The sequence below is a fragment of the Pseudomonas sp. S3_B11 genome (assembly GCF_054667715.1).
This window is the reverse complement of record NZ_CP162749.1, coordinates 3998614-4023770: the sequence shown is the minus strand read 5'-3', so window position 1 is coordinate 4023770 and position 25157 is coordinate 3998614. Positions and strand designations below refer to the sequence as shown.

The window sequence follows — 25157 nt, the reverse complement described above, 5'->3', positions numbered from 1 at the left end:
TTCGATTTGTATCTCGCATTTTTTGCGCTTTTGGTACAGGTTTTTTTGATTAATATAGCGACCAACAACCACATACCTAGGGATGAACCCGCATGAGCTCGTTGATCAATAAAGTCTTGTTTACCCGCGCTGGCTACGGCCTGACTGTCCTGCGCATCGCTGTCGGCATCATTTTCGCCGCCCATGGCTCGCAGAAACTCTTCGGCCTGTTCGGTGGCTACGGCTTGGCAGGTACCGCGCAGTGGATGGAAAGCATCGGCCTGACCCCGGGCTACGTGATGGCGACACTGGCGGGCGGCACCGAGTTTTTCGCCGGCCTGGCGCTGATCATCGGTTTGCTGGCGCGTCCTGCGGCACTGGGCCTGGCCTTTCTGTCGCTGGTGGCGATTTTCTCCGTGCACATCGGTAACGGCTTGTTCATGGCCAACAACGGTTATGAGTTTGCCCTGGCGTTGCTGGCGGGCAGTATTGCCGTGCTGATCGAAGGGGCGGGCAAGCTGTCGGTCGATCGCGCCATCGCGGGTTGATTGCACGATTGGAACCCGTCTTGTACGTGATGCTGTTCACTTCGAAAAAGCGGCGCTTCTTCCAGAAATGGGAAAGCGCCGTTTTTTTGGTTTTGTTGTTTTGGCTGTGGGAGCAAAGCTTGCTCGCGAAGGCGGTGTGTCAGTTTGCGGTGATGTTGGATGTGCCGGCCTCATCGCGAGCAAGCTCGCTCCCACAGTGGTTTTGTGTCGGACATAATTTTGTGTCCACTGGAGATTCTGTGTGGGAGCGAGCTTGCTCGCGATAGCGGTGGCTCAGCCCCAAAGATGCCGGAGTGCGGGCACACCGAGCCTAGGCGAGGTGCCGAGTGGTGGGGCAAAGTGCTTTTGGGCGCTTTTCCAAAAGTGACCCGCCGTAAGGGCGGAACCCTAAGTCGCCGTTACCGCAGCAACGGATATACACACCAACCCACACCTCTCGGAACAGATAATCAGAAAACAGCATTACTGTCTTCTACGGGCCTTTTTATGGAGAGTGATTCTTGACACTGGCCAGTCAGCTTCTCTAGGATGCCGCTCATGCGCCGATTTAAACAGCTACTTGCGGGGCGCCAGGTGACTCAATCCAGTCGCCGATAGAAGCCGAAGACAAGGCTTCGAAATACCGCTAAAGCGCTGGTTCGGTGTTGCCTCTCACCTGCCATGCAGACTTTTGAGGCAGAGACACGACACGATGAACGCACCCAGCCCCCTAGTACGTCTTGCGCCGATCACGGCGAACCTTGTGCAACGCAATCCGAAAATTCTCCTGGGCGGCACTCACCAGCCAACGCTCTTGCGCTATCTCGACGGCTGGCCACGTCGTAACCATGGGCCCGCAGCTTTCCTGATCCAGTTTGTCGAAGACGGCGAGTCACTGGCCCGGTTCGCCAATGACAGTTTCGATCTGGCCGTCATCCAGTCCCCCAGTGCGGCGGACGCTCCTGAAATGATCCGGCAGTTGACCCGTGTGGCCCGGCAGGGATTGATCACGCGCCGCTGAGGCGAGGATTACGGGTACGCGATGTCCACGATGTAGACCCGTTTCTCGCCGGTAGGCGTCTGGACGCTGACCTCGGCGTCCAGGGCCTTGCCGATCAGGGCCCGTGCCAACGGTGAGTCGATACTGATCAGGTTCTGCTTCAGGTCCAGCTCGTCCGGGCCGACGATGCGATAGCGTGATTCCTTGCCATCCTCATCTTCGACCGTCACCCAGGCACCGAAGTACACCTTGTTCGGATCGCTGGGTTTTTCACTGACCACTTTAAGCGCTTCAAGGCGCTTGGTGAGGAAGCGCACGCGACTGTCGATTTCCCGCAGCATTTTCTTGCCGTAGGTGTATTCGGCGTTTTCCGAACGATCACCCTGGGCCGCCGCCTCGCTGACCGCCTGGGTCACCTGGGGACGGCGCACATGCCACAGCTCATGGAATTCAGCGCGCATCCGCGCTTCACCCTCGGGGGTGATCAGCGCGGTGCCGGCGGTGCGGGGTGGGCGATAACGGCTCATGGCAACTTCTTGTAATAGCGAAGCCGGGAGTCTATCAACCCTCGCGCAATACTGTCAGCGGGCTGGCATTGAGCGCTCGACGGGTGCCAAACACACCGGCCGCGCCGATCAACAAGGCCCCCAGCAGCGGCAATGCCAACAGCCATGGATGCGGATGCCAGGGCAGGTCGAAGGCGTACCGGTAAAGCACCAGGCTCACCAGCTCCGAACCCAGGGCCGCGAGCAGGCCACTGACCGCGCCCAGCAGGCCGAACTCGATGCGCCGGGCCTTGACCAGCAAGGGCCGTTCGGCGCCCAGTGCGCGCAATAGAGCGCCTTGGCGAATGCGCTCGTCGAGGGTCGCCTGCAGGCCGGAAAACAACACCGCCATCCCCGCTGCCAGTACAAACAACAACACATACTCCACAGCGAGGGTCACCTGGGCCAGGATGCTGCGCAGTTGTTCGAGCAGGGCCTCGACTTGCAGGATCGTCACCGCCGGAAAGGCCCGGGACAGGTCGACGATCTGTTGGTCGTGGCCCGACGCCAGGTAGAAACTGGTGAGATAGGTCGCTGGCAGATCCTTCAATGTGCCTGGCTGGAAGATCATGAAGAAGTTGGGCTGGAAATTGTCCCAGTTGATCTCCCGCAGGCTGGTGACCTTCGCTTCACGGTTGACGCCGCCCACGCTGAACACCAGGCGGTCGCCCAGCTTGATCTTGAGGTTCTCGGCCACTTTGCCTTCCACCGAAACCCCCGGGATATCGTCCGGTGGTTGCTGCGGCCACCAGGTCCCTGCGGTGACGATGTTGCCCGTCGGCAGGTCCGCGGCCCAAGTCAGGCTCAAGTCACGTTGCAGCGCCCGGTCACCCGCAGAGTCCTTGGTGACGAACTCTGTGGCCGGTTCGCCATTGATGCTGACGAGGCGCCCGGGTACCACGGGGTAGAGCGGGGCCGATTGCGCCGACAATGCCAGCAGCTTGTCGGTGAAGGCCTGCTTGTCGTTGGGCAGGATGTTCAGCGCGAAATAGTTCGGGGCGTTTTTTGGCAACTGGTTTTGCCAGGTGTCCAGCAGCTCGCCGCGCAACAACGCGATCAACGCCATGGACAACAGGATCAGGCCAAACGCCAGGGCCTGGCCGGCGGCGGCCAAGGGATGGCGCAGCAATTGGCCGAGGCCCAGCCGCCAGGGCAGGGAAGCGCGGGCCAACAGGCGACGCAGGCTCTGGAGCAGCAGCAACAACAAGCCGCCGAGCACCAGCGCGGCGACGACGCCACCACCCAGCAGGGCGAAGGTGAGGACCAGGTCCAGGCTCAGGCGCCACATGATCAGGCCCAGGGCGCCCAGCGCGGCACCGTAGATCACCCAGGAGCTGGAGGGGATCGGCAGCATGTCCCGGCGCAGCACGCGCAACGGCGGTACCCGGCCCAGCGCAGCCAATGGCGGCAGGGCGAACCCCGCCAGGGCCACCAGCCCGGTGCCGATCCCGGCGATCGCCGGCAGCAGGCCACCCGGCGGAACGGTGGTGGGCAGCAGGTCATGCAGCAGGGCGAACAGGCCCAGTTGGGCGATCCAGCCGAGCAGGGCGCCGCTGATGCTGGCGAGCAGGCCCAACACCGTCAATTGCAGGCTGAACAGCACCATGGTTTCCCGGCGTGACAGGCCCAGGCAGCGCAGCAGCGCGCTGGCGTCGAACCGTCGGGTGGCAAAGCGGTTGGCCGAGAGCGCGACGGCGACACCGGACAGCAACACCGCCACCAGGCTGGCCATGTTCAGGTAGCGTTCGGCCTTGCCCAGGGCGCCACCGATCTGCCGGTTGCCGTCGCGGGCATCCTGCAGGCGCTGGTTGGCTTCAAGGCCTGGCTTGACCAGGTCGCGGTAGGTTTGCAGCGCCGATGTCGGGCCGCGCCACAGGTCGCGATAGCTGACACGGCTGCCCGGCTGGACCACGCCGGTGGCCTCCAGGTCCTTGAGGTTGATCAGTACCCGCGGGGTGAGGCTGTAGAAGTTGCCGGCGCGATCGGGCTCATAAGTCAGCACGCGGCTCAGGCGCAAGGTCTGGTTGCCGACGTCGATGCTGTCGCCGATCTTCAGCTCCAGTGCCGTCAGCAGTCGTGCTTCGACCCAGGCCTCGCCAGGGTTCGGGCGTCCGCCGATTTCTTCCGGGGCGAACGGGGTGGGGGTGCTTTTCAGCTCGCCGCGCAATGGGTAGCTGTCATCGGCCGCCTTGACGCTGGACAGCTGGATGCCATTGTCGGTGGCCACAACACTGGAAAACTCCACCACCCGGGCGTGTTCCAACCCCAGTTCGATGCCGCTGCGAATCTGCTCCGGGCGGGCGGGGGAGCTGCCTTCGAGCAGTAGGTCGGCACCGAGGAACTCGGTGGCGCGCATCATCATCGCGCCGTTGAGGCGGGCACCGAAGTAACCGATGGCGGTACTGGCCGCCACCGCCACCAGCAGGGCGAAGAACAACACCCGCAACTCACCGGCGCGGGCATCGCGAAGCAATTGACGGACAGCGAGACTGAACAGGCGCAACAGCGGCAAGCGTGCCATCAAGGCTCCAGAGGGGCGACCATCTCGCCGGCTTCAAGTCGGATCAGGCGCCGGCAACGATGGGCCAGGCGTTCATCATGGGTCACCAGCACCAGGGTCGTGCCGCGTTCCTTGTTCAATTCGAACAGCAGGTCGCTGATGCGCTCGCCGGTATGGCTGTCGAGGTTGCCGGTGGGTTCGTCGGCAAACAGCACGTCGGGCTCGGCGGCAAAGGCGCGGGCAATCGCCACGCGTTGCTGTTCGCCGCCGGAGAGCTGGCGTGGCGAGTGGGTCAGGCGCTGGCCCAGGCCGACGCGCTGCAACAGTTGCGTGGCCCGTTCGCGGGCATCCTTGCGCCCGTCAAGTTCCAGCGGCAGCATGACGTTTTCCAGTGCATTGAGGCTGTCGAGCAACTGGAACGACTGGAAGACGAAGCCGACATGCTCGGCGCGGATCCGCGCACGCTGGTCTTCATCCAGAGCGCTGAGCGCTTGGCCGGCGAGTGTCACCTCGCCGCTGCTGGGCAGGTCGAGGCCGGCCAGCAGGCCCAGGAGAGTGGATTTGCCGGAACCGGACGCCCCGACGATGGCCAGGCTATCGCCTTTGTTCAGTTCCAGGCTGAGTTCGTGCAGGATGGTCAGTTCACCTTCCGCGCTGGAGACCACTTTGCTAAGGTCCGTCGCGGTGAGAATGCTTGAGCCCATGGAGAATCCGATGCGTGTGTGGTTTTTGAGTGCCGGCCTGGCCTTGATGTGCATGGCCCAGAACGCAGCGGCGGGTACAGTCCTGATCGTTGGCGATAGTATCAGCGCGGCTTTCGGCCTGGATACCCGGCAAGGGTGGGTGTCGTTGCTCGAACAACGGCTCAAGGCCGAGGGTTTTGACGATAAAGTGGTCAATGCTTCCATCAGTGGCGACACCAGTGCCGGAGGCCAGGCGCGGCTGCCGGCGCTGCTTGCAGCCCATAAGCCGGACCTGGTGATCCTGGAACTGGGCGGCAACGATGGCCTGCGCGGACAGCCGCCAACACAATTGCAACAAAACCTTGCAGCGATGATCGACAGCGCTCGTGCCAGCGGTGCCCAGGTACTTTTGCTGGGCATGCAACTGCCACCCAATTACGGACGGCGCTACACCGATGCCTTTGCCCGGGTCTACAGCACCCTGGCGGAGGAGAAAAAAGTCCCGCTGGTGCCGTTTTTTCTCAAGGACGTCGGTGGCATCCCGACCATGATGCAAGGCGACGGATTGCACCCGTCCGTCGCGGCCCAGGGCAAGTTGCTGGAAAATGTCTGGCCGACACTGAAACCGCTGCTTTGACGCTTTTCTACCGGCGGGCTTTCGGCTAATGTGGCGCCCCCGATTTGGAGCCCCCGATGCCGCGTCCCGCCTGGTCCCTGTTTGCCTACCAACTGATCGAGCCTGACGAGCAGCTGGATCTGTTCGCCTGCCAGGAAGTACGGGTGCACCTGGTGACCCGGCAGTTGGAGCTGGGTGGCTCGGCCGACCGAACTCTCTGCGGCAGCCTGCTGCCGGCCCAGCCACGCTGGTCGAGCGTCGATCGCAAGATTTTCCAGGATCATCGGCTGTGCTCGTTGTGCCGGGCGATCCTGGAGTCCCAGAAACGCGGCACCTCGCCAATCTGGCCGGAGCTGCGGTTCGAGTTGTAATCCCTCAGATTTCCGACATGTCCCTTGTGGGAGCGAGCCTGCTCGCGATGGCGGCGGCACATTCAACATTAATGCAAGCAGGCCCACCGCTATCGCGAGCAAGCTCGCTCCCACTGGGTTTCATTTCAGCTTCCAGGCATGCTGCGCATCGGACGCCTCTGTACCGCTCTCCCCGAAATAACAGGTGGCAGTGTACAATCGCCGTTTTCATAACCCCTTGTTCGATCTGCGAAGGATTTCCCGGATGTTGCCGCGCTTGCCTGCCGTCGCCCGCTGCCTGTCTCTTGCCGCCCTGTGTATGGCGGGCCCCGTTGCCGCCCTGGAGCTGCCTCTGCCACCGCCGGGTGAAGACATCGTTGGCCAGGTGCAGGTTATCAAGGCCAAATACGAAGACACCTTCGCCGACCTGGGTACCACCTATGACCTGGGCTACAGCGAGATGGTCGCCGCCAACCCCGGGGTCGATCCCTGGTTGCCGGGCGCAGGCACCGAGATCGTGCTGCCGACTCGCTTCATCCTGCCGCCGGGTCCGCGCGAGGGCATCGTGATCAACCTTGCCGAGTACCGTCTCTACTATTTCCCCAAGGGGCGGAACGTGGTCTACACCTTCCCGCTGGGGATTGGGCGTGAGGGCTGGGGATCGCCGATCGCCCACACCAGCATCATCGCCAAGACGCCGAACCCGACCTGGACCCCGCCGGCATCGATCAAGGCCGAACACGCCGCTGACGGCGACCCGCTGCCGAATGTCGTGCCCGCCGGCCCGGATAACCCGCTGGGTCCGTTCAAGTTCACCCTGGGCACCCCGGGCTACCTGATCCATGGTTCGAACAAGAAGTTCGGCATCGGCATGCGGACCAGCCACGGTTGCTTCCGGATGTTCAACAACAACGTGCTGGAAATGGCCGGCATGGTGCCGGTGGGGACATCGGTGCGGATCATCAACGACCCCTACAAGCTGGGCTTGAGCGGTGGCAAGGTGTACCTGGAAGCTCACACACCGCTGGACGACAAGGGCAACCCGTCGGTGGTGGACAAGCACACCTCAGTGATCAACGCGATGCTCAAGCGTGAAGACATCACCAGCAACTTGCGCATGAACTGGGACGTGGTGCGGGACGTGGTGGCGGCCGAAGATGGCATGCCGGTGGAAATCGCTGTTCCGAATACCTCGGCACCGATGGTCACGAGCGCGCCGATCGACTTGCAGCAGTAAAAGACTCGACAACAACCCGCCGACGTTTCGCGATGTCGGCGGGTTTTTTATTGCTTGGGAAAACACCGGGCAATAGCTCTCGAACCCAAAAAAAAAGCCGACCCAAAAATGGGTCGGCTCGATAACAATCCCGAAGGACTATTACTTGCGGCTAGCTTTGTCCAGCATGCGCAGAGCACGCTCGTTAGCTTCGTCAGCAGTCTGTTGTGCTTTTTGAGCAGCAGCCAGAGCTTCATCAGCTTTACGGTAAGCTTCGTCTGCACGAGCCTGGGAGCGAGCTGCTGCGTCTTCGGTAGCAGTCAGACGTGCTTCGGTTTCTTTCGATGCGCTGCTGCAACCGGTAGCCAGAACTGCGGCCAGGGCCAGAGCAGAGAATTTCAGAACGTTGTTCATCGTGTTCCCCTTCAAGGACATTCTATTAGTGACTGTCTCCCCAGACTGAGGAGTTAGCCGGCGTACATACTACCCATTACTTGTAGTAAGTAAACTGACGTAGCGCAAGAAGCAAAAAAATTGTAGGCGGTGATTCTTTTTCGAGCAACTTTTCTAAGGGGTGTTTAAAAAATATACAGCCCGAAGCCCTTTGCTGGAGCGCGTCAACGAAAAAAAGTTCCGTAGCGACGGAGAACTCCAGCAGCCCTCGCTAACACCGTTGTTTATTGATTCACCTACACTTTTGTACATTTTTTGTGCAATGCTCCAGGCATCTTTATTGGTATTGGCGGTGACTTTAACTACGCGCGCTCGTCTCAAGACTCAACAACTGGCGATGTTCAGCTATTGCACCGTGACCGACTACAGCGCGACGATGGCGCTCAATCGATAAACCCGACGAGGTTTACCCCTTCGATGACAGGCGTGCCTTGAGCATTTGCGTCATTGGTGCCTACTATTCACGACGTGCTCGGGTTTGAGCGGATCGGTTTTGGCGCTCGGTGACCAGGAAGGCACGGGGTGGCGTAGATGTTCCTTCGCCGGAAAAACATCGGTAAGGTAGGGGTCGGCATTCAGACCCGCGAGGAGTAGTGATGAGCGAGGCGGTTACCATCCACCATGACCAGGCTGGTCATCAGTTCGAGACCAATGTGGACGGTCATCGTGCCTATCTGACCTATATGGACCTGGGCAAGCAGACCCTGGATATCTATCGCACCTTCGTGCCCAATGCCTTGCGCGGCCGGGGCATCGCGGCGGCGTTGACCGAAAGTGCGCTGCAGTACGCTGAAGAAATGGGCTATACGGTGATCCCATCCTGTTCCTACGTGGAGCGCTACATGGAGCGTCACCAGCGGCACGCGGCGAAACTCTGAGAAAACGGATTCCCAATAAAAAACGCCGGGCTGAAGAGCCCGGCGTTTTTTATGTCTTGAGGAAAGCAAAAGATCGCAGGCTTCGCCAGCTCCTACATCCCCGCTCCAAATATGTGTAGAAGCTGCGTAGGAGCGTATTGGAGCTGTGTAGGAGCTGTCGAGTGCAACGAGGCTGCGATCTTTTTTAGCCGCGCTGCCGCTTCGGCAGAACATCCTTGAGCTTGGCATGCATGCTGCGCAGGGTGTTCTCGGTGGCGCTCCAGTCGATGCAGGCATCGGTGATGGAGACGCCGTACTGCAAGTCGGCGAGGTCTTTCGGGATGGCCTGGCAGCCCCAATTCAAGTGGCTTTCGACCATCAGGCCGATAATCGACTGGTTGCCTTCCAGGATCTGGTTGGCCACGTTCTCCATCACCAGCGGTTGCAGTGCCGGGTCCTTGTTGGAGTTGGCGTGGCTGCAGTCGACCATGATGTTCGGCTTGATCTTGGCTTTGTTCAGCGCCTGTTCACACAGCGCGACGCTGACCGAATCGTAGTTCGGCTTGCCATTGCCACCGCGCAATACCACGTGACCGTAGGCGTTGCCCTTGGTGGTGACGATCGACACGCCACCTTCCTGGTTGATGCCCAGGAAACGGTGTGGGCTGGAGACCGACTGCAAGGCGTTGATCGCCACGGTGAGGCCACCGTCGGTGCCGTTCTTGAAGCCCACTGCCGACGACAGGCCAGAGGCCATTTCGCGGTGGGTCTGGGATTCGGTGGTGCGCGCGCCGATGGCCGACCAGCTGATCAGGTCCTGCAGGTATTGCGGCGAGATCGGGTCCAGCGCTTCGGTGGCCGTGGGCAGGCCCATTTCCGCCAGGTCCAGCAGCAATTGACGACCGATGTGCAGGCCGTCCTGGATCTTGAAGGAGTCATCCAGGTACGGGTCGTTGATCAGGCCTTTCCAGCCGACGGTGGTCCGAGGCTTCTCGAAATACACCCGCATGACCAGGTACAAGGTGTCGGAGACTTCCGCAGCCAGCACTTTCAGGCGCTCGGCGTATTCGTGGGCGGCCTTGATGTCATGGATCGAGCAGGGCCCGATGACCACGAACAGGCGATGATCGGTGCCGTCCAGGATGTTGCGGATGACTTCCCGGCCCTTGGTCACGGTGCGCAGGGCAGCGTCGCTCAGGGGAATATCGCGCTTGAGCTGGTCAGGCGTGATGAGGGTCTCGTTGGAGGCGACGTTAAGGTCGTTGATCGGTAAATCAGCCATCGTGTTACTCGTCAGGTCACGGGTGCCGGCCGCCAGCGATCCCCGCGCGGCGGTGCACAGCGGATTTTAAGCGCGTCGGGGAGCCGAACCTTATCGCGTTACGAGGTGGCTCGACAATGGGCTGGGTCGGGTTTAATGCCCTAAAGGCTGGGGAGCAGGCCTTGGGGATGGCTCTGAAGCAGATTCGTGAGCAGATGTAATGATGATTGCATGCCATGCCGCTCGCGCTGATAGTGTGCAGGGACTTTTACCAGGAGAGTTGCAAAGATGCAGGCAGGCGTGAAACCGCGGATCGGGATGATCGGCACCGGGGCGATCGGTGGGTTCTACGGCGTGATGCTGGCGCGTGCCGGTTTTGACGTGCACTTTTTACTGCGCAGCGAATTTGCTGCCGTGGCCGAAGCCGGCTTGCGGATCGACAGCGCGGTTCACGGTACGCTGGCCCTCAACCCCGTCCAGGCGTATCGCTCGGCAGCCGACATGCCGCCCTGCGACTGGCTGCTGGTCGGCGCCAAGACCACCAGCAATGCCGATCTGGCCCCGGCCATTACCCGGGCTGCCGCTGACGGGGCAAAAGTCCTGTTGCTGCAGAACGGCCTGGATGTCGAAGACGATCTTCGACCCTTGCTGCCCGATTCGTTGCACCTGCTGGGTGGCCTGTGCCTGATCTGCGTGCATCGCGTCGGCCCTGGTGTCGTCACCCACCAGGCCCTCGGCGCGGTCAACGTCGGTTATCACAGTGGGCCTTGCGCCGACCAGGCACAACGCATGGTGATCGTCGAAGAGGCGGCGACGTTGTTCCGCAACGCCGGTATCGATGCCCAGGCCATGCCGGGCCTGCAACAGGCGCGCTGGCAGAAGCTGGTGTGGAATGTGCCGTACAACGGTCTTTCGGTTCTGTTGGGCGCCAGTACCACGCCGTTGATGGCCAACGACCATAGCCGCGAATTGATCCAGGCACTGATGGGGGAGGTGGTTCGCGGTGCGCAAGCCTGCGGGCATCACATCGCGCCGGGTTATGCCGAGTATCTGTTCACGATGACCGAGAAGATGCCCGACTACTGGCCGAGCATGTACCACGATTATTCCCACAAGCGTGCGCTGGAACTGGACGCGATCTACGGCCGGCCATTGGCGGCTGCGAAAGCGGCAGGGTGTGAGCTGCCGAAAATCGAAGCTTTGTATCAGGCGTTGGCGTTCGTGGACCGATATAACCGCTGAGCGGGCGAAAGGGGAGCGGTATGGCAAACAACATCGACGACAAACTGGTGCTGGCGATTTCGTCGCGGGCGTTGTTCGACCTGCGGGAAAGCCACAAGGTGTATTTGTCCAGTGGCGTCGAAGCCTATCGGCAGTACCAGATCGAGCATGAAGACGAAGTCCTGGCACCCGGTGATGCCTTCGCCCTGGTGCAAAAGCTGCTGAACCTCAACGAGCACCTGGGGCGCGCCCGAGTCGAGGTGATCCTGGTTTCGCGCAACAGCGCCGACACAGGCCTTCGAGTGTTCAACTCGATTCATCATTATGGGCTGGCAATCTCGCGCGCGGCTTTCGTTGGCGGCCGCAGTCCTTACCCGTACCTCAAGGCGTTCGGTTGCGATCTCTTTTTGTCGACCCACGCTGAAGACGTGCGCAGCGCCCTGGACGCCGGGTTTGCCGCCGCGACCATCCTGTCTGGTGGTGCCAGTCGCGCGGCCAGCGAGGAGCTGCGCATTGCCTTCGACGGCGATGCCGTGCTGTTTTCCGACGAATCGGAGCGCGTCTATCAGGCCGATGGGTTGGAAGCCTTCCAGGCCAGCGAGCGACAGGCCGCCCGCGAGCCACTGCGAGGCGGGCCGTTCAAGGGGTTCCTGGCGGCGCTCAATGCACTGCAGCGCGAGTTTCCCGAGGACGCCTGTCCCATTCGTACGGCGCTGGTGACGGCCCGTTCGGCACCGGCCCACGAGCGGGTCATCCGGACCTTGCGTGAGTGGGATATTCGCCTGGATGAGTCGTTGTTCCTGGGCGGCCTGACCAAATCGGCCTTCCTCGAAGCGTTCGCCGCCGATGTTTTTTTCGATGACCAGACCGGCCATTGCGAACTGGCCCGAGAGGTGGTCGCCACCGGTCACGTGCCCCACGGTATCAGTAACGAAATGAAGCCCTGACTGCCCTTGGTCCGGGACGTCAAGCCGCACGTCGCAGTCCCCGAGGCGCTGCTAAGCTGAATCAATCTCCGCCATTTTGGCACGCGAGGAGGTCACATGATTCGTTCGATGCTGTACGCCACAGACCTGGGCCTGTACGCCCCTTATGTGATGCAGCATGCCTTGGCGTTAGCACGGACGTTTGAAGCCGAGTTGTATGTAGTGCATGCGGTAGAACCGATGGGGCTGTTCGCCGAGTCGGTGTTGCAGAGCTATCTCGATGAGCAGGCGCTGAACGAATTTCATCGCCAAGGTCTGAATACGGTGATGGCCAATATCGAACAGCGAGTGCTCGACAGTTTCCGCGAGGAGTTGGGAGACGGGCAGCAGGATTTGCAACTGATCAAGTCGGTCAGGGTGTACCAGGGCGATCCTTCCCAGGTCATCCTGGAGCAGGCTGCGAAACTCTCTGTCGACTTGCTGATCGTAGGCAGTCATTGCCAAGGGGCAAGCGGTGAGACCCCCTTGGGCAGAACCGCTGCACGGGTGTTGCAGTTATCCCGGGTACCGGTCTACCTGGTACCGCTGGTACAGCGCCGACGCCAGGGAGAGGCTTGAGGCTAAATGATGGCTTTTTATAAAAAGTTCTAGATTTATTGTCGTAACCTTTCATATAGTTATATACCGTCGCTGATGCCCGTGGCGTCCAACTGCTTTGAGGGACACATATGAAGCTTCAACAACTGCGCTACATCTGGGAAGTGGCGCACCACGACCTCAACGTTTCCGCTACTGCCCAAAGCCTCTACACGTCGCAACCTGGCATCAGCAAGCAGATCCGCCTGTTGGAAGATGAATTGGGCGTCGAAGTTTTCGCCCGCAGCGGTAAACACCTGACCCGCGTGACTCCGGCCGGCGAGCGCATCATCACCACCGCTGGCGAGATCCTGCGCAAGGTCGAAAGCATCAAGCAGATCGCCCAGGAGTTCTCCAACGAGAAAAAAGGCACCCTGTCGATCGCCACTACCCACACCCAGGCCCGCTATGCGCTGCCGCCGGTGATCAGCAACTTCATCAAGCAATACCCCGACGTGGCGCTGCACATGCACCAAGGCTCGCCAATGCAGATCGCCGAGATGGCGGCCGACGGCACGGTGGATTTCGCCATTGCCACCGAGGCCCTGGAACTGTTCGGGGATTTGGTGATGATGCCGTGCTATCGCTGGAACCGCTGTGTGGTCGTGCCCCAGGGCCATCCGTTGACGAAGCTGCCGAAGCTGACCCTCGAAGCCCTGGCCGAATACCCGATCGTGACCTACGTATTCGGTTTCACTGGTCGTTCCAAGCTTGACGAAGCCTTCAGCCATCGTGGCCTGACGCCGAAAGTAGTGTTCACCGCCGCCGATGCCGACGTGATCAAGACCTACGTTCGCCTGGGCCTGGGCGTGGGCATCGTCGCGAAGATGGCCGTCGATACCAAGCTCGACAGCGACCTGGTGGTGCTGGATGCCAGCGAGTTGTTCGAATCCAGCGTGACCAAGATCGGCTTCCGTCGTGGCACTTTCCTGCGGGGTTTCATGTGCGATTTCATCGAGAAATTTGCACCGCACCTGACCCGGGAAGTCATGGCCAAGGCCATCCAGTGCCACAACAAGCAAGAACTCGAAGAGTTGTTCGACGGCGTCGAACTACCGGTGCACTAAGACCCTTCTAGATCGCCTCGGTGACAGCGAACTGTTGCCGGGCGCCCGCTACCACGATCTCTACTTCATCCCCTTCGAACTTGCCCAGAAGGCCGCGGCCCAGCGGTGAGCGAGGGGTGATGACAGTGATCGGCTGGCCCACCAGCGAGACCTTCAAGCCCGCCGCATCCGGCCCCAGGAAGAGCCATTGCTGACGGCCGTCCTCATCTTCCAGGCCGATCAAGGTGCCGACCTGAATACCGCGCTGCTCGTCGTAAGGCCTTAGCGTCAGGTTCTGGCAGAGGGTGAGGGCCTGGCGGATTTCTTCCACGCGCCTGGCTTGTCCCGCGGCGAGGTAGGACGCCTCGAGACCCAGGGTGTCGTACTTGTTCTCGGCGATGTTTTCTTCGTGGGTCGCGGTTTCGTAGGCGGTCTGCGCGGCGCGTTCGGCGATGTCGAGATCAATCTTGAGCTTGTCGAGAATCAACTGGTGGACGGTCTGTTTGTTCATGGTCATTCGCAGAATTGCAGAACGTTGGCGCGGCTTTTTTCACTGGGCGCAGTCTGGTCCTGTTGCAGCCAGAACTGGCACTTGGGGTTGGACAGGTTGCGCGGATTGTTGCGGGCCTGATCGAGCGCGTGGCGCTGCTCGTTCCGTTGCAGGTTCTGTTGGTACTGCTCGAACATCGGTGTGGGCGGCTCTGGGGGTGGTTGCACCGCCGGTGGTTGCGCCAGTTGATGGACGGCGGCGGCCACGGGTGCCAGTTGTTCATCGAACAGAAATCTGGACAGCAGCCAGCTCGTCAACACGATGGCGAGGAACCCCAGCCAGAGGCCCAGGGCGATGCTGAAGGTCAATTGCAAAGCCGTGAGGCGCGAGGGTGTCGAGTGATCGGGCATGGCTGCTTCCTGGCAGAGTCATGGGCAGGCGATGATTGTCGCATGAAGATTAATCGCCGTCGGCTCTTCTGCGTGATCGGTTTATTCGGGACAATCAGGCCTTTGCCACAGGGAGTCGGGAATGACCGTGCGTTGGGATATTTTTTGCACCGTCGTCGATAACTTTGGCGACATTGGTGTCACGTGGCGCCTGGCTCGGCAGTTGGTGGCCGAGCATCGATGCGCGGTGCGGCTATGGGTCGATGACCTGCGTGCCTTCGAACGGTTGTGTCCGGAAATCGACGTCACCCTGTCCGAGCAATGGCAGCAGGGTGTGCAAGTGTGTCACTGGCCTGGGGAGTGGGCGCCCACCGACGCCGCCGACGTGGTGATCGCTGCGTTTGCCTGCCAACTGCCGAGCGCCTACATGGATGCGATGGCGGCGCGCCAGACGACGCCCCTGTGGATGAACCTTGATTATTTGAGCGCCGAGGACTGGGTGATCGGTTGCCACGGCCTACCGTCGGTCAAGTACAAACACGTGCAGAAATATTTCTTTTTCCCGGGCTTCCAGGAAGGAACAGGTGGCCTGCTGCGTGAGGCGGGGCTTCTGGAACGCCGCCGGCAATTCCAGCAGGATGCCGCGGCGCAACGAATGTTCCTGCAAGGTCTGGGCGTCGAGCGGGCGCCGAATACCTGCCTTATCTCGCTGTTTGCCTATGAGAACGCCGGGCTGGCGAGCTGGTTTGACGCAATGGCCGCTGATGCCCAGGCGTTTCATGTGCTGGTTCCCGAAGGGCGGGTACTGGGTGATGTCGAGCGTTGGCTTGGCGTCGACGGCCTGGCGGTCGGTGCGGTACATCGACGCGGCGCACTGACGGTGCAGGTATTGCCGTTCATCCGCCAGGACCAGTACGATCAATTGTTATGGTGTTGCGATTTCAACGCCGTGCGTGGCGAAGATTCCTTCGTGCGCGCCCAATGGGCCGGCCGGCCGTTGCTCTGGCACATCTACCAGCAGGAAGAAGACGTCCACCTGGAAAAACTCGAGGCGTTTCTCAGGCTCTACACCCAGGGGCTTTCCCAGGCGGCGCAAAAAGCGATCAGCGGTCTTTGGCGGGCCTGGAATGCCGGCCAGGAGATGACTGAACATTGGAAAGACGCCCGTGAACAGCAGCAGGAACTGGCCGAACATGCCCAGGCGTGGTGTCTGGAACAGGCCTCGCGAGCCGATCTTGCCGCAGCGCTGGTGAAGTTTTATGTAAATTGGATATGATACGCGGCCTAGATTTTTGTAAATCCCATCCAAATTCGGATATTCGCAATGAAAACTGGTAAAGAACTGAAACCCGGGACCGTGATCCGTCTCGAAAACGATCCTTGGCTGGTTCAGAAAGCTGAGTTCACCAAGTCGGGTCGTAACAGCGCGATCATGAAGACCAAGCTGAAGAACCTGCTGACCGGTTACAAGACCGAGATCGTCTACAGCGCCGACGACAAACTGGACGACGTGATCCTCGACCGCAAAGAAGCGACCCTGTCCTTCATCAGCGGCGACACCTACACGTTCATGGACACCACTGACTACACCATGTACGAGCTGAACGCCGAAGACATCGAAAGCGTTCTGCCGTTCATCGAAGAAGGCATGACCGACGTCTGCGAAGCCGTGTTCTTCGAAGAGCGCCTGGTTTCCGTAGAACTGCCGACCACCATCGTGCGTCAGGTTGACTACACCGAAGGCTCCGCTCGCGGTGATACTTCCGGCAAGGTGATGAAGCCTGCCAAACTAAAGAACGGTACCGAGCTGTCGGTAGCTGACTTCATCGAAATCGGCGACATGATCGAGATCGATACCCGCGAAGGCGGTTCCTACAAAGGCCGCGCTAAATAAGCGAAGCCTTGTGTATGAAAAAGCCCGACCATTGAGTCGGGCTTTTTTATGCCTGCGGATCATGTTCAGGCCAAGGGACAGGATGGGGTCTGTGGTGAGGGGATTGATCCTTGCTCCCACAGTGTTTCATCACAAGTCACTTCAGGTGTTGCTCGAGCTCTTGCGACACCTGCAGCATCGCCGAACGTACCGCCGGCACCTGGCTGACCACGTTGAGCAAGCCATAGTCGTGGATCATGCCGTTGTAGCGCACGGCCGTGACGGGTACACCGGCCGCGTCCAGCTTGCGGGCATAGGCTTCACCCTCATCGCGCAGGACGTCGGCCTCGGCGGTTTGTACCAGCGCGGGCGGCAGGCCCTTGAGTTGTGCGGTGCTGGCGCGTAACGGCGAGGCATAGATCTGGCTGCGTTGCCCGGCGTCGGTGGTGTAGTTGTCCCAGAACCACTTCATCATGTTTTTACTGAGGAAGTGCCCTTCGGCGAACTGGTTGTAGGACGCCGTCTCGAAGCTGGCATCGGTCACCGGCCACAGCAATGCCTGGAAGCGGATCGCCGGCGTGCCTTTGTCCTTCGCCATCAAGGCCACGACCGCCGCCATGTTGCCGCCGACGCTGTTGCCCACCACGGCCAGGCGCTTGCCGTCGACGTTGATCTGCTTGCCGTGTTCGGCCACCCATTTCGTGGCGGCGTAGGCCTGGTTGATCGCCACCGGGTAATGCGCCTCGGGTGAGGGCGTGTAGTTGACGAACACCGCGACAGCGCCCGAGCCCGCCACCAGATCCCGAACCAGGCGTTCGTGGGTCGGGAAGTCACCCAATACCCAGCCACCCCCGTGGAAGAACATGAACACGGGCAACTCACCCTTGACCCCGGCCGGGCGAACGATGGTCAGGCTGATCGGTTGGCCATCGACCTGGATGGTTTTCTCGCTGACGTCGGCCTTGGGCAAGGTCAGTTTCACCCCCGCCTGGGCACCCACCAATACGGCGCGGGCGTCCTTGGGCGACAGTTGCTCCAGGGGCTTGCCGGTGCCGGCATTCAGCGCGTCGAGAAACGCCTGGGTGTTGTGCTCGACGATGCTGTCGGCGAAGGCACTGCTGACGCCGAGGGCGAGAAGGGTGGCGGTCAAGGCTTTGCTGAGCGTGTTCATGTGGATCTCCTTAGGTTCGCGTCCAGGGTCGGTGGTTAGACGGTGACGTGCAGGCGCACATCAACGTTGCCGCGGGTGGCGTTGGAGTACGGGCAGACCTGGTGAGCCGCATCCACCAGGCTTTGCGCGTCGGCCTGGTCCAGCCCTGGCAGGTTGATGTGCAGGTCGATGTCGAGGCCGAAACCGCCGGGGATCTGGCCGATGCCGACATGGGCGGTAATCGAGGCGTCGTCCGGGATCTTGCGTTTGCTCTGGCTGGCCACGAATTTCAGTGCGCCGATGAAGCAGGCCGAGTAGCCGGCGGCGAACAGTTGCTCAGGGTTGGTCGCCGCACCGCCTGCACCACCGAGTTCCTTGGGCGTGGCGAGTTTGACGTCGAGGATGTTGTCGCTGGAGATCGCACGACCATCACGGCCGCCGGTGGAGGTTGCGATTGCGGTGTAGAGAGTTTGCATGATGAGAGCCTCGTTTCTGGATTGGTGTTGTTGCGCTAAATGTTTGCGCGCTAAGTAGGTGTGAAGAGAATGTATAGCGCTAATATTTTGCGCGCAATATAAATTTTCGAGACGGATTGGATTTTCGAAGCTGAAAGGGTGTGTAACCCTTGAGCTAGAGCGTTTTAGCGCAGCAAAAAAAAATTTAGATGGGCGAGTTACAGATCAGGGAGCGGCAGGACTGCCGTCATCGCGAGCAAGCTCGCTCCCACATTGGATTTGCGTCTGAGCATCAAGTGTGGGAGCAAGCATGCTCGCGATAGCAGTGGGTCAGTTGGAGGTAAGTCAGAGGCTGTCTTGCAAATGCCCGCGCAGTGCCTGCAGGTCAAGTTGCAGCTTCTTCAACTGCTCCAGGGTCAGGCCGCTGGCGGCGAGGATGCACTGGGGGATGTCGAGGGCTTTTTCGCGCAGGGCGCGACCCTGTTCGGTGAGTTCGATAATCACTACGCGTTCGTCTTCACGGCTGCGGGTGCGGCTCAGCAGGCCTTCGGCCTCCAGGCGCTTGAGCAGTGGCGTCAGCGAGCCGGGGTCTGTCAGCAGACGCGTGCTGATTTCACCGACGGTCAATCCGTCCTTTTCCCACAACACCATCATCGCCAGGTATTGCGGATACGTCAGGCCCAGGGCCTGTAGCAGCGGCTTGTAGACTTTGGTCATCAGCAGCGAGGTGGAGTGCAGGGCGAAACAGACCTGGTTGTCGAGCAGCAGGGCTTCGCAGGCTTCGGGGGTGTCGCGCAGGGTGTTCATGGCAAAACCTTCAATCAATGATCGTTACGAATCTAGCGGGCGAATCTTTAATGCGCCAGATAATTCTGACGTTCTGAACCGATGTTACGTTTCCCCGCCGACGCCGACTGCGTAGGATATGGCCCCTAAGGAAAGGGGAATCGTCTTGTTCGAATTTGTGCTGTTTTTGGTGTTTGGTGCCGTGTTGGGCACCTTGGGGGGATTGTTCGGGATCGGTGGCGGCCTGATTGCCATTCCGGTGCTGGGCGTCTGGTTCGGCCTCGACCAGCAACTGGCCCAAGGTACGGCGCTGGTCATGGTGGTGCCCAACGTGATGCTCGCGTTGTGGCGCTATCACCAGCGCAATCGCATTGAATTGCGCCATGTCCTGCCGTTGGCTTCCATGGGTTTCTGCTTTGCCTGGCTTGGTTCGATCTGGGCCGTGGGGATCGACGCGAACAGCATGCGGATCGGCTTCGTCGCGTTCCTGATCGCGCTGACCCTCTACAACCTGGCCCGCATGTTTGCCGCCAATGCACCGGCTTCGGCGCAGATGCGTTATGGCTGGCCATGGCTCGCCGTACTGGGGGCAGCATCCGGCACCATGGGCGGTCTGTTCGGGGTTGGCGGGGCCGTGGTCGCGACGCCGATCCTGACCAGCATCTTTGGCACCAGCCAGGTGGTCGCCCAAGGGTTATCCCTGGCACTGGCCTTGCCCAGTACCGGCGTGACCCTCGCCACTTATGCGTTTCACCATGAGGTGGACTGGAGCATCGGCCTGCCGCTGGCCGTCGGTGGCCTGCTGAGCATCAGTTGGGGGGTGAAAGTCGCCCACGCCTTGCCGGAGCGGCTGTTGCGCGGGCTGTTCTGCGGTTTCCTGGTGCTGTGCGCGGTGCTGCTCGCCTTTAAAGTTTGAAGCCTTCGACGATGTGCTCGGCCAGGCACTCGGTGATCGGCGAGGGGTTATGCAGGTTGCGGATCAGCATGATGCTGGCCTCGGGCAGTTCCGGCAGGTCTTCAGCTTCGCCCAGTACGCGCATATCCGGGGTCAGCAGGCTTTCCAGTTGCGCCGTGATTGCCAGGCCGGCGCCCACCACTGCCATGAGCGCCGACAGGCTCGAGCTGTTGTATGCCACGCGATAATCGCGACCCATGGCATCCAGCGCATTGCAGGCCCATTGCCGGCAGAAACAGTCACTGTTGAACATCGCCAGCGGCAGCGGTGTTTGTTCATGGACGTTGAAGCAGGCGGCTTCGGCCCAGACAAAACGCTCCTTGCGCAGCAACTGGCCGATTTCGTCCCCTGGCTTGCGGGTGACGATGGACAGGTCCAGGTCCTGGCGCAGCAGCAACTGCTTGGACGATTCGCAGTGCACTTCAATTTCGATCAGCGGGTAGAACTGGGCGAAGCGTTGCAGGATGCCAGGCAGAAAGCGCATCACGTAATCGTCCGGCGTGCCGATGCGCACCGTGCCGACCATGTGCGGTTCGCGCAGGGTATTGAACACCTCGCTGTGCAGCTTGAGGATCCGCCGAGCGTAGCCCAGCAGCACCTGGCCTTCGGCGGTGAGCTTGACCTGGCGTCCGTCACGCTCGAACAGGCGGCGTTGCAATACGTCTTCTTCCAACCGCTTCATCTGCATGCTGACGGCGGACTGGGTGCGATTGACCAATTCCCCGGCCCGGGTAAAACCGCCCTGGTCGGCGATGGCGACAAAGGTACGCAGCACTTCCGTATCGATGCTCGGGTAACTCGACAATTGATCAATCTCCGAGATGTATTGCATAAGAAACATTCGTTGGATTGATCTTATCGTTAGCGCGAGACTTGATCCATCCCCAACGGAGGACATCACGATGAAAGGTCAAAAAGGTTATCTACTGATAGACAAACTCTCCCACGGCTTTTCCGTCAGCGCCCTGCTGCACAAGTTTAGTCGCTGGTACGAATTGCACCACGAACGCGAACTGCTGGCCGGAATGAGCGACGAGGCGCTCAAGGACATTGGCGTGAGTCGTGCCGACGTGGAACAGGAAGTGGTCCGGCCATTCTGGGACGACCCAATGCACAAATGAGCCATCCTTTCCTACACAAACCCCTTATTGGTGAGGTAGGTTGCGAGCAGAGAAGGAGATCTCCATGCCCGCGACTCTGTCCTTTACCCTCAAACAGGCCCGGCGTCTGGCGTTGGCCGCCCAAGGATTCGATGGGCGGTCGCCGCCAGCTTCGGTGCAACCCTCACGCCTCAACCGCCTGATCGAACGCCTCGGCGTCCTGCAGATCGACTCAGTCAATGCGTTGGTGCGCTCGCATTACCTCCCGCTGTTCTCCCGCCTCGGTCACTACAATCGCGATTTGCTCGATCAAGCAGCCTGGAGCCAGGGCCGACGTCGTACGCTGTTCGAATACTGGGGGCATGAAGCGTCGCTGCTGCCGATGTCGATGTATCCGTTGATGCGCTGGCGCATGAATCGGGCGTCGGGTGGCGAAGGGATTTATCAGCAGTTGGCGCGTTTCGGCCAAGAACGCCAGGATGTCATCCGCCGTGTCCTGGCGTCGGTCCAGGAGCAGGGCGCCCTGGGTGCTGGCAGCTTGTCCACGCGCCAGGAGAAGGCCGGGCCTTGGTGGGACTGGAGTGCGGAGAAACATGCGCTGGAGTGGCTGTTTGCCGCGGGTGAAGTCACGGTGGCGGGGCGGCGCGGGTTCGAGCGGCTCTACGACTTGCCCGAACGGGTCCTGCCGGCCTCGATCCTGCAGCAACCGTTGCCGGACGAGGCCCAGGCCCAACGCGCCTTGCTGCTACATGCAGCCGACGCCTTGGGCATTGCCACAGAGAAAGATCTGCGCGACTACTTTCGCCTCGCTCCGGCCGACAGCCGTGGGCGCCTGGCTGAGTTGGAGGAGGCCGGAGAGCTGCTGCGCTGCCAGGTGCAGGGCTGGAAACAACCGGCCTGGTGCCGACCTGAGGCGAAAGTTCCTCGCAAAGTCGCCGCCAGTGCCTTGCTGTCGCCGTTCGACTCGCTGGTCTGGGAGCGCGGCCGTACCGAGCGGTTGTTCGACTTTCGCTACCGGTTGGAGATCTACACGCCTGTCCACAAGCGGGTGTATGGCTATTACGTGTTGCCGTTCCTGCACCACGAACGCATTGCAGCTCGGGTGGACCTGCGGGCGGAGCGGGCCCTGGGGCAGTTGGCCGTGCATGCCGTGCACGAGGACGCGTCGGGGCTGGACGAGGAGGGGATGCAGGCCCTGGCGCTGAACTTGAGGCGCATGGCCCGGTGGCTGGGGTTGGAGCGGGTCCAGCTCAATTGCCAGCGAGTGAGTGGGGTGCGGTTGGCGGTGGCATTGACCCAGATTGATGGTGACTGAGCCGACGCCTTCGCGAGCAAGCTCGCTCCCACAAGGGATTTCTGGTGACCACAGGTTTTGTGTTCACAGCCGATCCAATGTGGGAGCGAGCCTGCTCGCGAAGCGATTGAACAGGCGAAGAAGGACCTACTGACTCACCGCCGAACCTGCTTCAACGTCTCGGCAATCAAAAACGCCAGCTCCAGCGACTGATCGGCATTCATCCGCGGGTCGCAGTGGGTGTGGTAGCGGTCCGACAGCCCGTCCTCGGTAATCGGGCGTGCGCCGCCGATGCATTCGGTGACGTTTTGCCCGGTCATCTCGATGTGAATCCCACCGGCATAGGTGCCTTCGGCTTCGTGGACCTGGAAGAACTGCTTCACTTCACCGAGGATCTGCGCAAAGTCCCGGGTCTTGTAGCCGCTGCTGGCCTTGATGGTGTTGCCATGCATCGGGTCTGAGCTCCACAGCACTTGCTTGCCTTCACGCTGCACGGCGCGCAACAGCGGCGGCAAGTGTTCGCCGACCTTGTTGGCGCCCATCCGGGCGATCAGGTTCAGCCGGCCGGGGTCGTTCTGCGGGTTGAGCACGTCGATCAGGCGGATCAGGTCGTCGGGGTCCATACTCGGGCCGACCTTGACCCCGATCGGGTTGTTCACCCCGCGCAGGAATTCGACATGGGCGCCGTCCAACTGACGGGTGCGGTCGCCGATCCACAGCATGTGGGCCGAGCAGTCGTAATAATCGTTGGTCAGGCTGTCACGGCGCACGAAGGCTTCTTCGTAATTGAGCAGCAACGCTTCGTGGGCAGTGAAGAAACTGGTTTCGCGCAGTTGCGGCGAGCTGTCCATGCCGCAGGCGCGCATGAATGCCAGGGTTTCGTCGATGCGGTCGGCCAGGTGACTGTACTTTTCCGCCAGGGCCGAATTGGCGATGAAGTCCAGGTTCCACTTGTGCACCTGGTGCAGGTCGGCGAACCCGCCCTGGGCGAAGGCGCGCAGCAGGTTCAAGGTGGCGGTGGACTGGTGGTAGGACTGCAGCAACCGCTCCGGGTCCGGTACGCGGCTTTTCTCGTCGAAACCGATGCCGTTGACGATATCGCCCCGGTAGGCCGGCAAGGTCACACCGTCGATGGTTTCATCATTGGCTGAGCGCGGCTTGGCGAACTGCCCGGCCATGCGCCCGACCTTGACCACCGGGCAGCCGGCGGCAAAGGTCATGACGATCGCCATCTGCAAGAGCACCTTGAAGGTGTCGCGGATCTTGGCCGCCGAGAACTCGGCAAAGCTTTCGGCGCAGTCGCCGCCTTGCAGCAGGAACGCCCGGCCCTGGGTCACCTCGGCGAACTGACGGCGCAACTCCCGGGCCTCACCGGCAAACACCAGAGGCGGATAGCTGGCCAGGGTCTGCTCTACCTGCAACAGGTGCGCGGCGTCGGGGTAGCGGGGTTGTTGCTGGATCGGCAGGGCGCGCCAGCTGTCAGGGCTCCAGGGTTGGCTCATCATGATCTCTAGGTGATTTACGCTTGGACGGCCATGTTATCAGCAAATTAGTGCGTGACCTGCTCCGGTTGCTTCGCGGACAATCGCGCCTTTGTCCCGTATACGCAGGCTCAAGCCGGCACGGTCACCATCAGGAGATGAAATGACAGAGGAGCGCGTCGAGCATTTGCTCGCCGAGGTGCACGACGAGTTCGGCATGATTCGCGTATTCGAAGTGGCCGATTACCGGTTTCTCGAGTTTGGCGATGCCATCGAGCAGAGTTGCGTGTTCACAGCCGATCCGAGCTGGCTCGAATATGACTATACCCGCGCCATGCTCATCGGCGCGTTGTGTCACGAGCAGCCGGAAAGTGCGCTGTTTCTGGGGCTGGGCGCCGGTACGTTGACCCAGGCCTGCCTCAAGTTCCTGCCGTTGGAAGATGTCGAGGCCATTGAACTGCGCCCCGACGTGCCACGCCTGGCCATCGAATACCTGGGGTTGGATGACGATCCGCGGCTGTACATCCGCGTCGGCGATGCACTGGAGCTGCTTGAAAGCGCCGAGCCGGCGGACTTGATTTTCGTCGACCTCTATACCGATGTCGGTCCCGGCGTCGGGCACCTGGCCTGGGGCTTCCTGGAAAACTGCCAGAAACGCCTCAACCCGGGCGGCTGGCTGGTGATCAACCAGTGGGCCACCGATGACGGCAAGCCATTGGGGGCGGCGCTGTTGCGCGGCTTGTACCACCGGCATTATTGGGAGCTGCCGGTGAAGGAGGGCAATGTGATCCTCATCGTGCCGGCGGACCTGGATCAGGAGCTGGACATGCAAGGACTGGTCGCCAGGGCCGAAGGGCTGGCGCCGCGACTGGGCTATTCGTTGCAGTCGTTGATCAAGGCCATTCGCCCGGCAACGTGACACCCGTCCAGGGTGTGACAACCCCCCTGTGGGAGCAAAGCTTGCTCGCGATGAACGCAACTCAGTACCTGCGCAAATCGCGGTGTCCGCATCGCGAGCAAGCTTTGCTCCCACAGGTAAAGATGAACCGTTTTAGCACCTCATCCCCGCAACGCTGGGCCTCTGCAAAACAAACGGTTGTACCGTTAACCCCTGGGCCTGTGACAGCGAGCCCCATAACGGTGTCTGGCAATAAAAAAAGCTCCCTTTTTGGGCGAATTCCGGTATAGTGCGCGCCGGCCTTTAGCCGGGCCGCGTCAAGGTAGCGCAATTCCCCGAAGTCAGCTTCGGTTGCATGTCCGCACAATGGATGCTTCCACGACGTTCTTTTTCATTCATTCGTTTTCGCAAATCCCCGCCGACAAAGCAGCCAGGGCGACTCTTGAGTCTCAACACGGCATGCGCAGCTT

At 60.9% G+C, this 25157-nt stretch carries 28 protein-coding genes; 16 read left to right on the top strand and 12 right to left on the bottom strand.

The window, feature by feature from the left end:
• Positions 1-92 precede the first annotated feature (92 nt).
• Positions 93-527 carry a DoxX family protein gene (locus tag AB4O22_RS18050; RefSeq protein ID WP_003199333.1) on the top strand — a complete coding sequence of 145 codons (435 nt, stop codon included), beginning with the start codon at positions 93-95 and terminating at the stop codon, positions 525-527.
• 691 nt (positions 528-1218) lie between these two features.
• Positions 1219-1527, top strand: coding sequence for a hypothetical protein (locus tag AB4O22_RS18045; protein ID WP_024618163.1), 309 nt, complete (start codon positions 1219-1221; stop codon positions 1525-1527).
• Positions 1528-1535: 8 nt separating this feature from the next.
• Here the strand turns inward: AB4O22_RS18045 and greB are convergent, their stop codons facing one another.
• The 3 genes from greB to AB4O22_RS18030 are packed head-to-tail and all read right to left on the bottom strand — an operon-like array spanning position 1536 to position 5255.
• Entirely contained in the window at positions 1536-2033 is a 498-nt protein-coding gene (gene greB, locus AB4O22_RS18040) for a transcription elongation factor GreB (protein WP_003199337.1), read from the bottom strand.
• Positions 2034-2067: 34 nt separating this feature from the next.
• Complete coding sequence (locus AB4O22_RS18035) at positions 2068-4572, bottom strand: ABC transporter permease (RefSeq protein ID WP_460096886.1); 2505 nt, start codon at positions 4570-4572, stop codon at positions 2068-2070.
• A complete protein-coding gene (locus tag AB4O22_RS18030; protein WP_003199342.1) occupies positions 4572-5255 on the bottom strand; it encodes an ABC transporter ATP-binding protein in 684 nt (227 codons plus the stop codon). Before AB4O22_RS18030 ends, AB4O22_RS18035 begins: the two co-directional genes overlap by 1 nt.
• Positions 5256-5265: 10 nt before the next feature.
• On the opposite strand from AB4O22_RS18030, the gene AB4O22_RS18025 reads away from it, so the two are divergent.
• From AB4O22_RS18025 to AB4O22_RS18015, 3 genes are all read left to right on the top strand, one after another.
• Positions 5266-5871, top strand: a complete 606-nt coding sequence (locus AB4O22_RS18025; protein ID WP_003199345.1) for an arylesterase — start codon at positions 5266-5268, stop codon at positions 5869-5871.
• Positions 5872-5927: 56 nt separating this feature from the next.
• Complete coding sequence (locus AB4O22_RS18020; protein WP_003199347.1) at positions 5928-6221, top strand: hypothetical protein; 294 nt, start codon at positions 5928-5930, stop codon at positions 6219-6221.
• Positions 6222-6465: 244 nt separating this feature from the next.
• Complete coding sequence (locus tag AB4O22_RS18015) at positions 6466-7437, top strand: L,D-transpeptidase family protein (protein WP_003199349.1); 972 nt, start codon at positions 6466-6468, stop codon at positions 7435-7437.
• A 141-nt stretch (positions 7438-7578) separates the two neighbouring features.
• Here AB4O22_RS18015 and oprI read toward each other — a convergent pair whose 3' ends face one another.
• Entirely contained in the window at positions 7579-7830 is a 252-nt protein-coding gene (oprI, locus tag AB4O22_RS18010; protein WP_003199355.1) for an outer membrane lipoprotei OprI, read from the bottom strand.
• Positions 7831-8465: 635 nt separating this feature from the next.
• On the opposite strand from oprI, the gene AB4O22_RS18005 reads away from it, so the two are divergent.
• Entirely contained in the window at positions 8466-8747 is a 282-nt protein-coding gene (locus tag AB4O22_RS18005; RefSeq protein ID WP_003199362.1) for a GNAT family N-acetyltransferase, read from the top strand.
• A 184-nt stretch (positions 8748-8931) separates the two neighbouring features.
• On the opposite strand, the gene AB4O22_RS18000 is transcribed toward AB4O22_RS18005, so the two are convergent.
• Complete coding sequence (locus AB4O22_RS18000; protein WP_003199364.1) at positions 8932-10008, bottom strand: 3-deoxy-7-phosphoheptulonate synthase; 1077 nt, start codon at positions 10006-10008, stop codon at positions 8932-8934.
• Between the two features lie 267 nt (positions 10009-10275).
• Between AB4O22_RS18000 and AB4O22_RS17995 the strand changes: the two genes are divergently transcribed.
• From AB4O22_RS17995 to cysB, 4 genes are all read left to right on the top strand, one after another.
• Complete coding sequence (locus tag AB4O22_RS17995; protein WP_460096884.1) at positions 10276-11229, top strand: putative 2-dehydropantoate 2-reductase; 954 nt, start codon at positions 10276-10278, stop codon at positions 11227-11229.
• A 20-nt stretch (positions 11230-11249) separates the two neighbouring features.
• Positions 11250-12155 carry a 5'-nucleotidase gene (locus AB4O22_RS17990; RefSeq protein WP_003199368.1) on the top strand — a complete coding sequence of 302 codons (906 nt, stop codon included), beginning with the start codon at positions 11250-11252 and terminating at the stop codon, positions 12153-12155.
• A 96-nt stretch (positions 12156-12251) separates the two neighbouring features.
• Entirely contained in the window at positions 12252-12752 is a 501-nt protein-coding gene (locus AB4O22_RS17985) for a universal stress protein (RefSeq protein ID WP_003199370.1), read from the top strand.
• Between the two features lie 110 nt (positions 12753-12862).
• A complete protein-coding gene (gene cysB / locus AB4O22_RS17980; protein ID WP_003199376.1) occupies positions 12863-13837 on the top strand; it encodes an HTH-type transcriptional regulator CysB in 975 nt (324 codons plus the stop codon).
• Positions 13838-13844: 7 nt separating this feature from the next.
• On the opposite strand, the gene AB4O22_RS17975 is transcribed toward cysB, so the two are convergent.
• Both AB4O22_RS17975 and AB4O22_RS17970 read right to left on the bottom strand, forming a co-directional pair.
• Positions 13845-14327, bottom strand: a complete 483-nt coding sequence (locus AB4O22_RS17975) for a GreA/GreB family elongation factor (protein ID WP_003199378.1) — start codon at positions 14325-14327, stop codon at positions 13845-13847.
• Positions 14328-14329: 2 nt separating this feature from the next.
• Positions 14330-14716, bottom strand: coding sequence for a hypothetical protein (locus tag AB4O22_RS17970; RefSeq protein WP_460096883.1), 387 nt, complete (start codon positions 14714-14716; stop codon positions 14330-14332).
• A 121-nt stretch (positions 14717-14837) separates the two neighbouring features.
• On the opposite strand from AB4O22_RS17970, the gene earP reads away from it, so the two are divergent.
• Both earP and AB4O22_RS17960 read left to right on the top strand, forming a co-directional pair.
• Complete coding sequence (earP, locus tag AB4O22_RS17965; protein WP_460096881.1) at positions 14838-15971, top strand: elongation factor P maturation arginine rhamnosyltransferase EarP; 1134 nt, start codon at positions 14838-14840, stop codon at positions 15969-15971.
• 48 nt (positions 15972-16019) lie between these two features.
• Complete coding sequence (locus tag AB4O22_RS17960) at positions 16020-16589, top strand: elongation factor P (RefSeq protein ID WP_003199385.1); 570 nt, start codon at positions 16020-16022, stop codon at positions 16587-16589.
• Between the two features lie 136 nt (positions 16590-16725).
• On the opposite strand, the gene AB4O22_RS17955 is transcribed toward AB4O22_RS17960, so the two are convergent.
• The 3 genes from AB4O22_RS17955 to AB4O22_RS17945 form a co-directional block, all read right to left on the bottom strand.
• On the bottom strand, positions 16726-17739 hold the full coding sequence (locus tag AB4O22_RS17955) for an alpha/beta hydrolase (protein ID WP_460096879.1): 1014 nt from the start codon (positions 17737-17739) through the stop codon (positions 16726-16728).
• 35 nt (positions 17740-17774) lie between these two features.
• Positions 17775-18194: an organic hydroperoxide resistance protein gene (locus AB4O22_RS17950; protein WP_223473086.1), complete on the bottom strand. Its 420-nt coding sequence runs from the start codon at positions 18192-18194 to the stop codon at positions 17775-17777.
• Between the two features lie 324 nt (positions 18195-18518).
• The gene (locus tag AB4O22_RS17945; RefSeq protein WP_460096878.1) at positions 18519-18980 is read right to left on the bottom strand and encodes a MarR family winged helix-turn-helix transcriptional regulator; all 462 of its coding nucleotides are present in this window, start codon (positions 18978-18980) and stop codon (positions 18519-18521) included.
• Between the two features lie 145 nt (positions 18981-19125).
• On the opposite strand from AB4O22_RS17945, the gene AB4O22_RS17940 reads away from it, so the two are divergent.
• Positions 19126-19875 carry a sulfite exporter TauE/SafE family protein gene (locus AB4O22_RS17940; RefSeq protein WP_013692579.1) on the top strand — a complete coding sequence of 250 codons (750 nt, stop codon included), beginning with the start codon at positions 19126-19128 and terminating at the stop codon, positions 19873-19875.
• Here AB4O22_RS17940 and AB4O22_RS17935 read toward each other — a convergent pair.
• On the bottom strand, positions 19865-20719 hold the full coding sequence (locus tag AB4O22_RS17935) for a LysR substrate-binding domain-containing protein (RefSeq protein WP_027912697.1): 855 nt from the start codon (positions 20717-20719) through the stop codon (positions 19865-19867). The genes AB4O22_RS17940 and AB4O22_RS17935 overlap by 11 nt on opposite strands.
• Before the next feature lie 97 nt (positions 20720-20816).
• Here AB4O22_RS17935 and AB4O22_RS17930 point away from each other — a divergent pair, with 97 nt between their 5' ends.
• Together AB4O22_RS17930 and AB4O22_RS17925 are read left to right on the top strand one after the other, a co-directional pair.
• Positions 20817-21035, top strand: a complete 219-nt coding sequence (locus AB4O22_RS17930; protein WP_003199394.1) for a DUF1127 domain-containing protein — start codon at positions 20817-20819, stop codon at positions 21033-21035.
• Positions 21036-21099: 64 nt separating this feature from the next.
• Positions 21100-22329: a winged helix-turn-helix domain-containing protein gene (locus tag AB4O22_RS17925; protein ID WP_460096876.1), complete on the top strand. Its 1230-nt coding sequence runs from the start codon at positions 21100-21102 to the stop codon at positions 22327-22329.
• Positions 22330-22463: 134 nt separating this feature from the next.
• Here the strand turns inward: AB4O22_RS17925 and AB4O22_RS17920 are convergent, their stop codons facing one another.
• Positions 22464-23810 carry a class II 3-deoxy-7-phosphoheptulonate synthase gene (locus AB4O22_RS17920; protein ID WP_003199400.1) on the bottom strand — a complete coding sequence of 449 codons (1347 nt, stop codon included), beginning with the start codon at positions 23808-23810 and terminating at the stop codon, positions 22464-22466.
• Positions 23811-23952: 142 nt separating this feature from the next.
• Between AB4O22_RS17920 and AB4O22_RS17915 the strand changes: the two genes are divergently transcribed.
• Positions 23953-24708: a spermidine synthase gene (locus AB4O22_RS17915; RefSeq protein ID WP_003199402.1), complete on the top strand. Its 756-nt coding sequence runs from the start codon at positions 23953-23955 to the stop codon at positions 24706-24708.
• Positions 24709-25157: the final 449 nt, after the last annotated feature.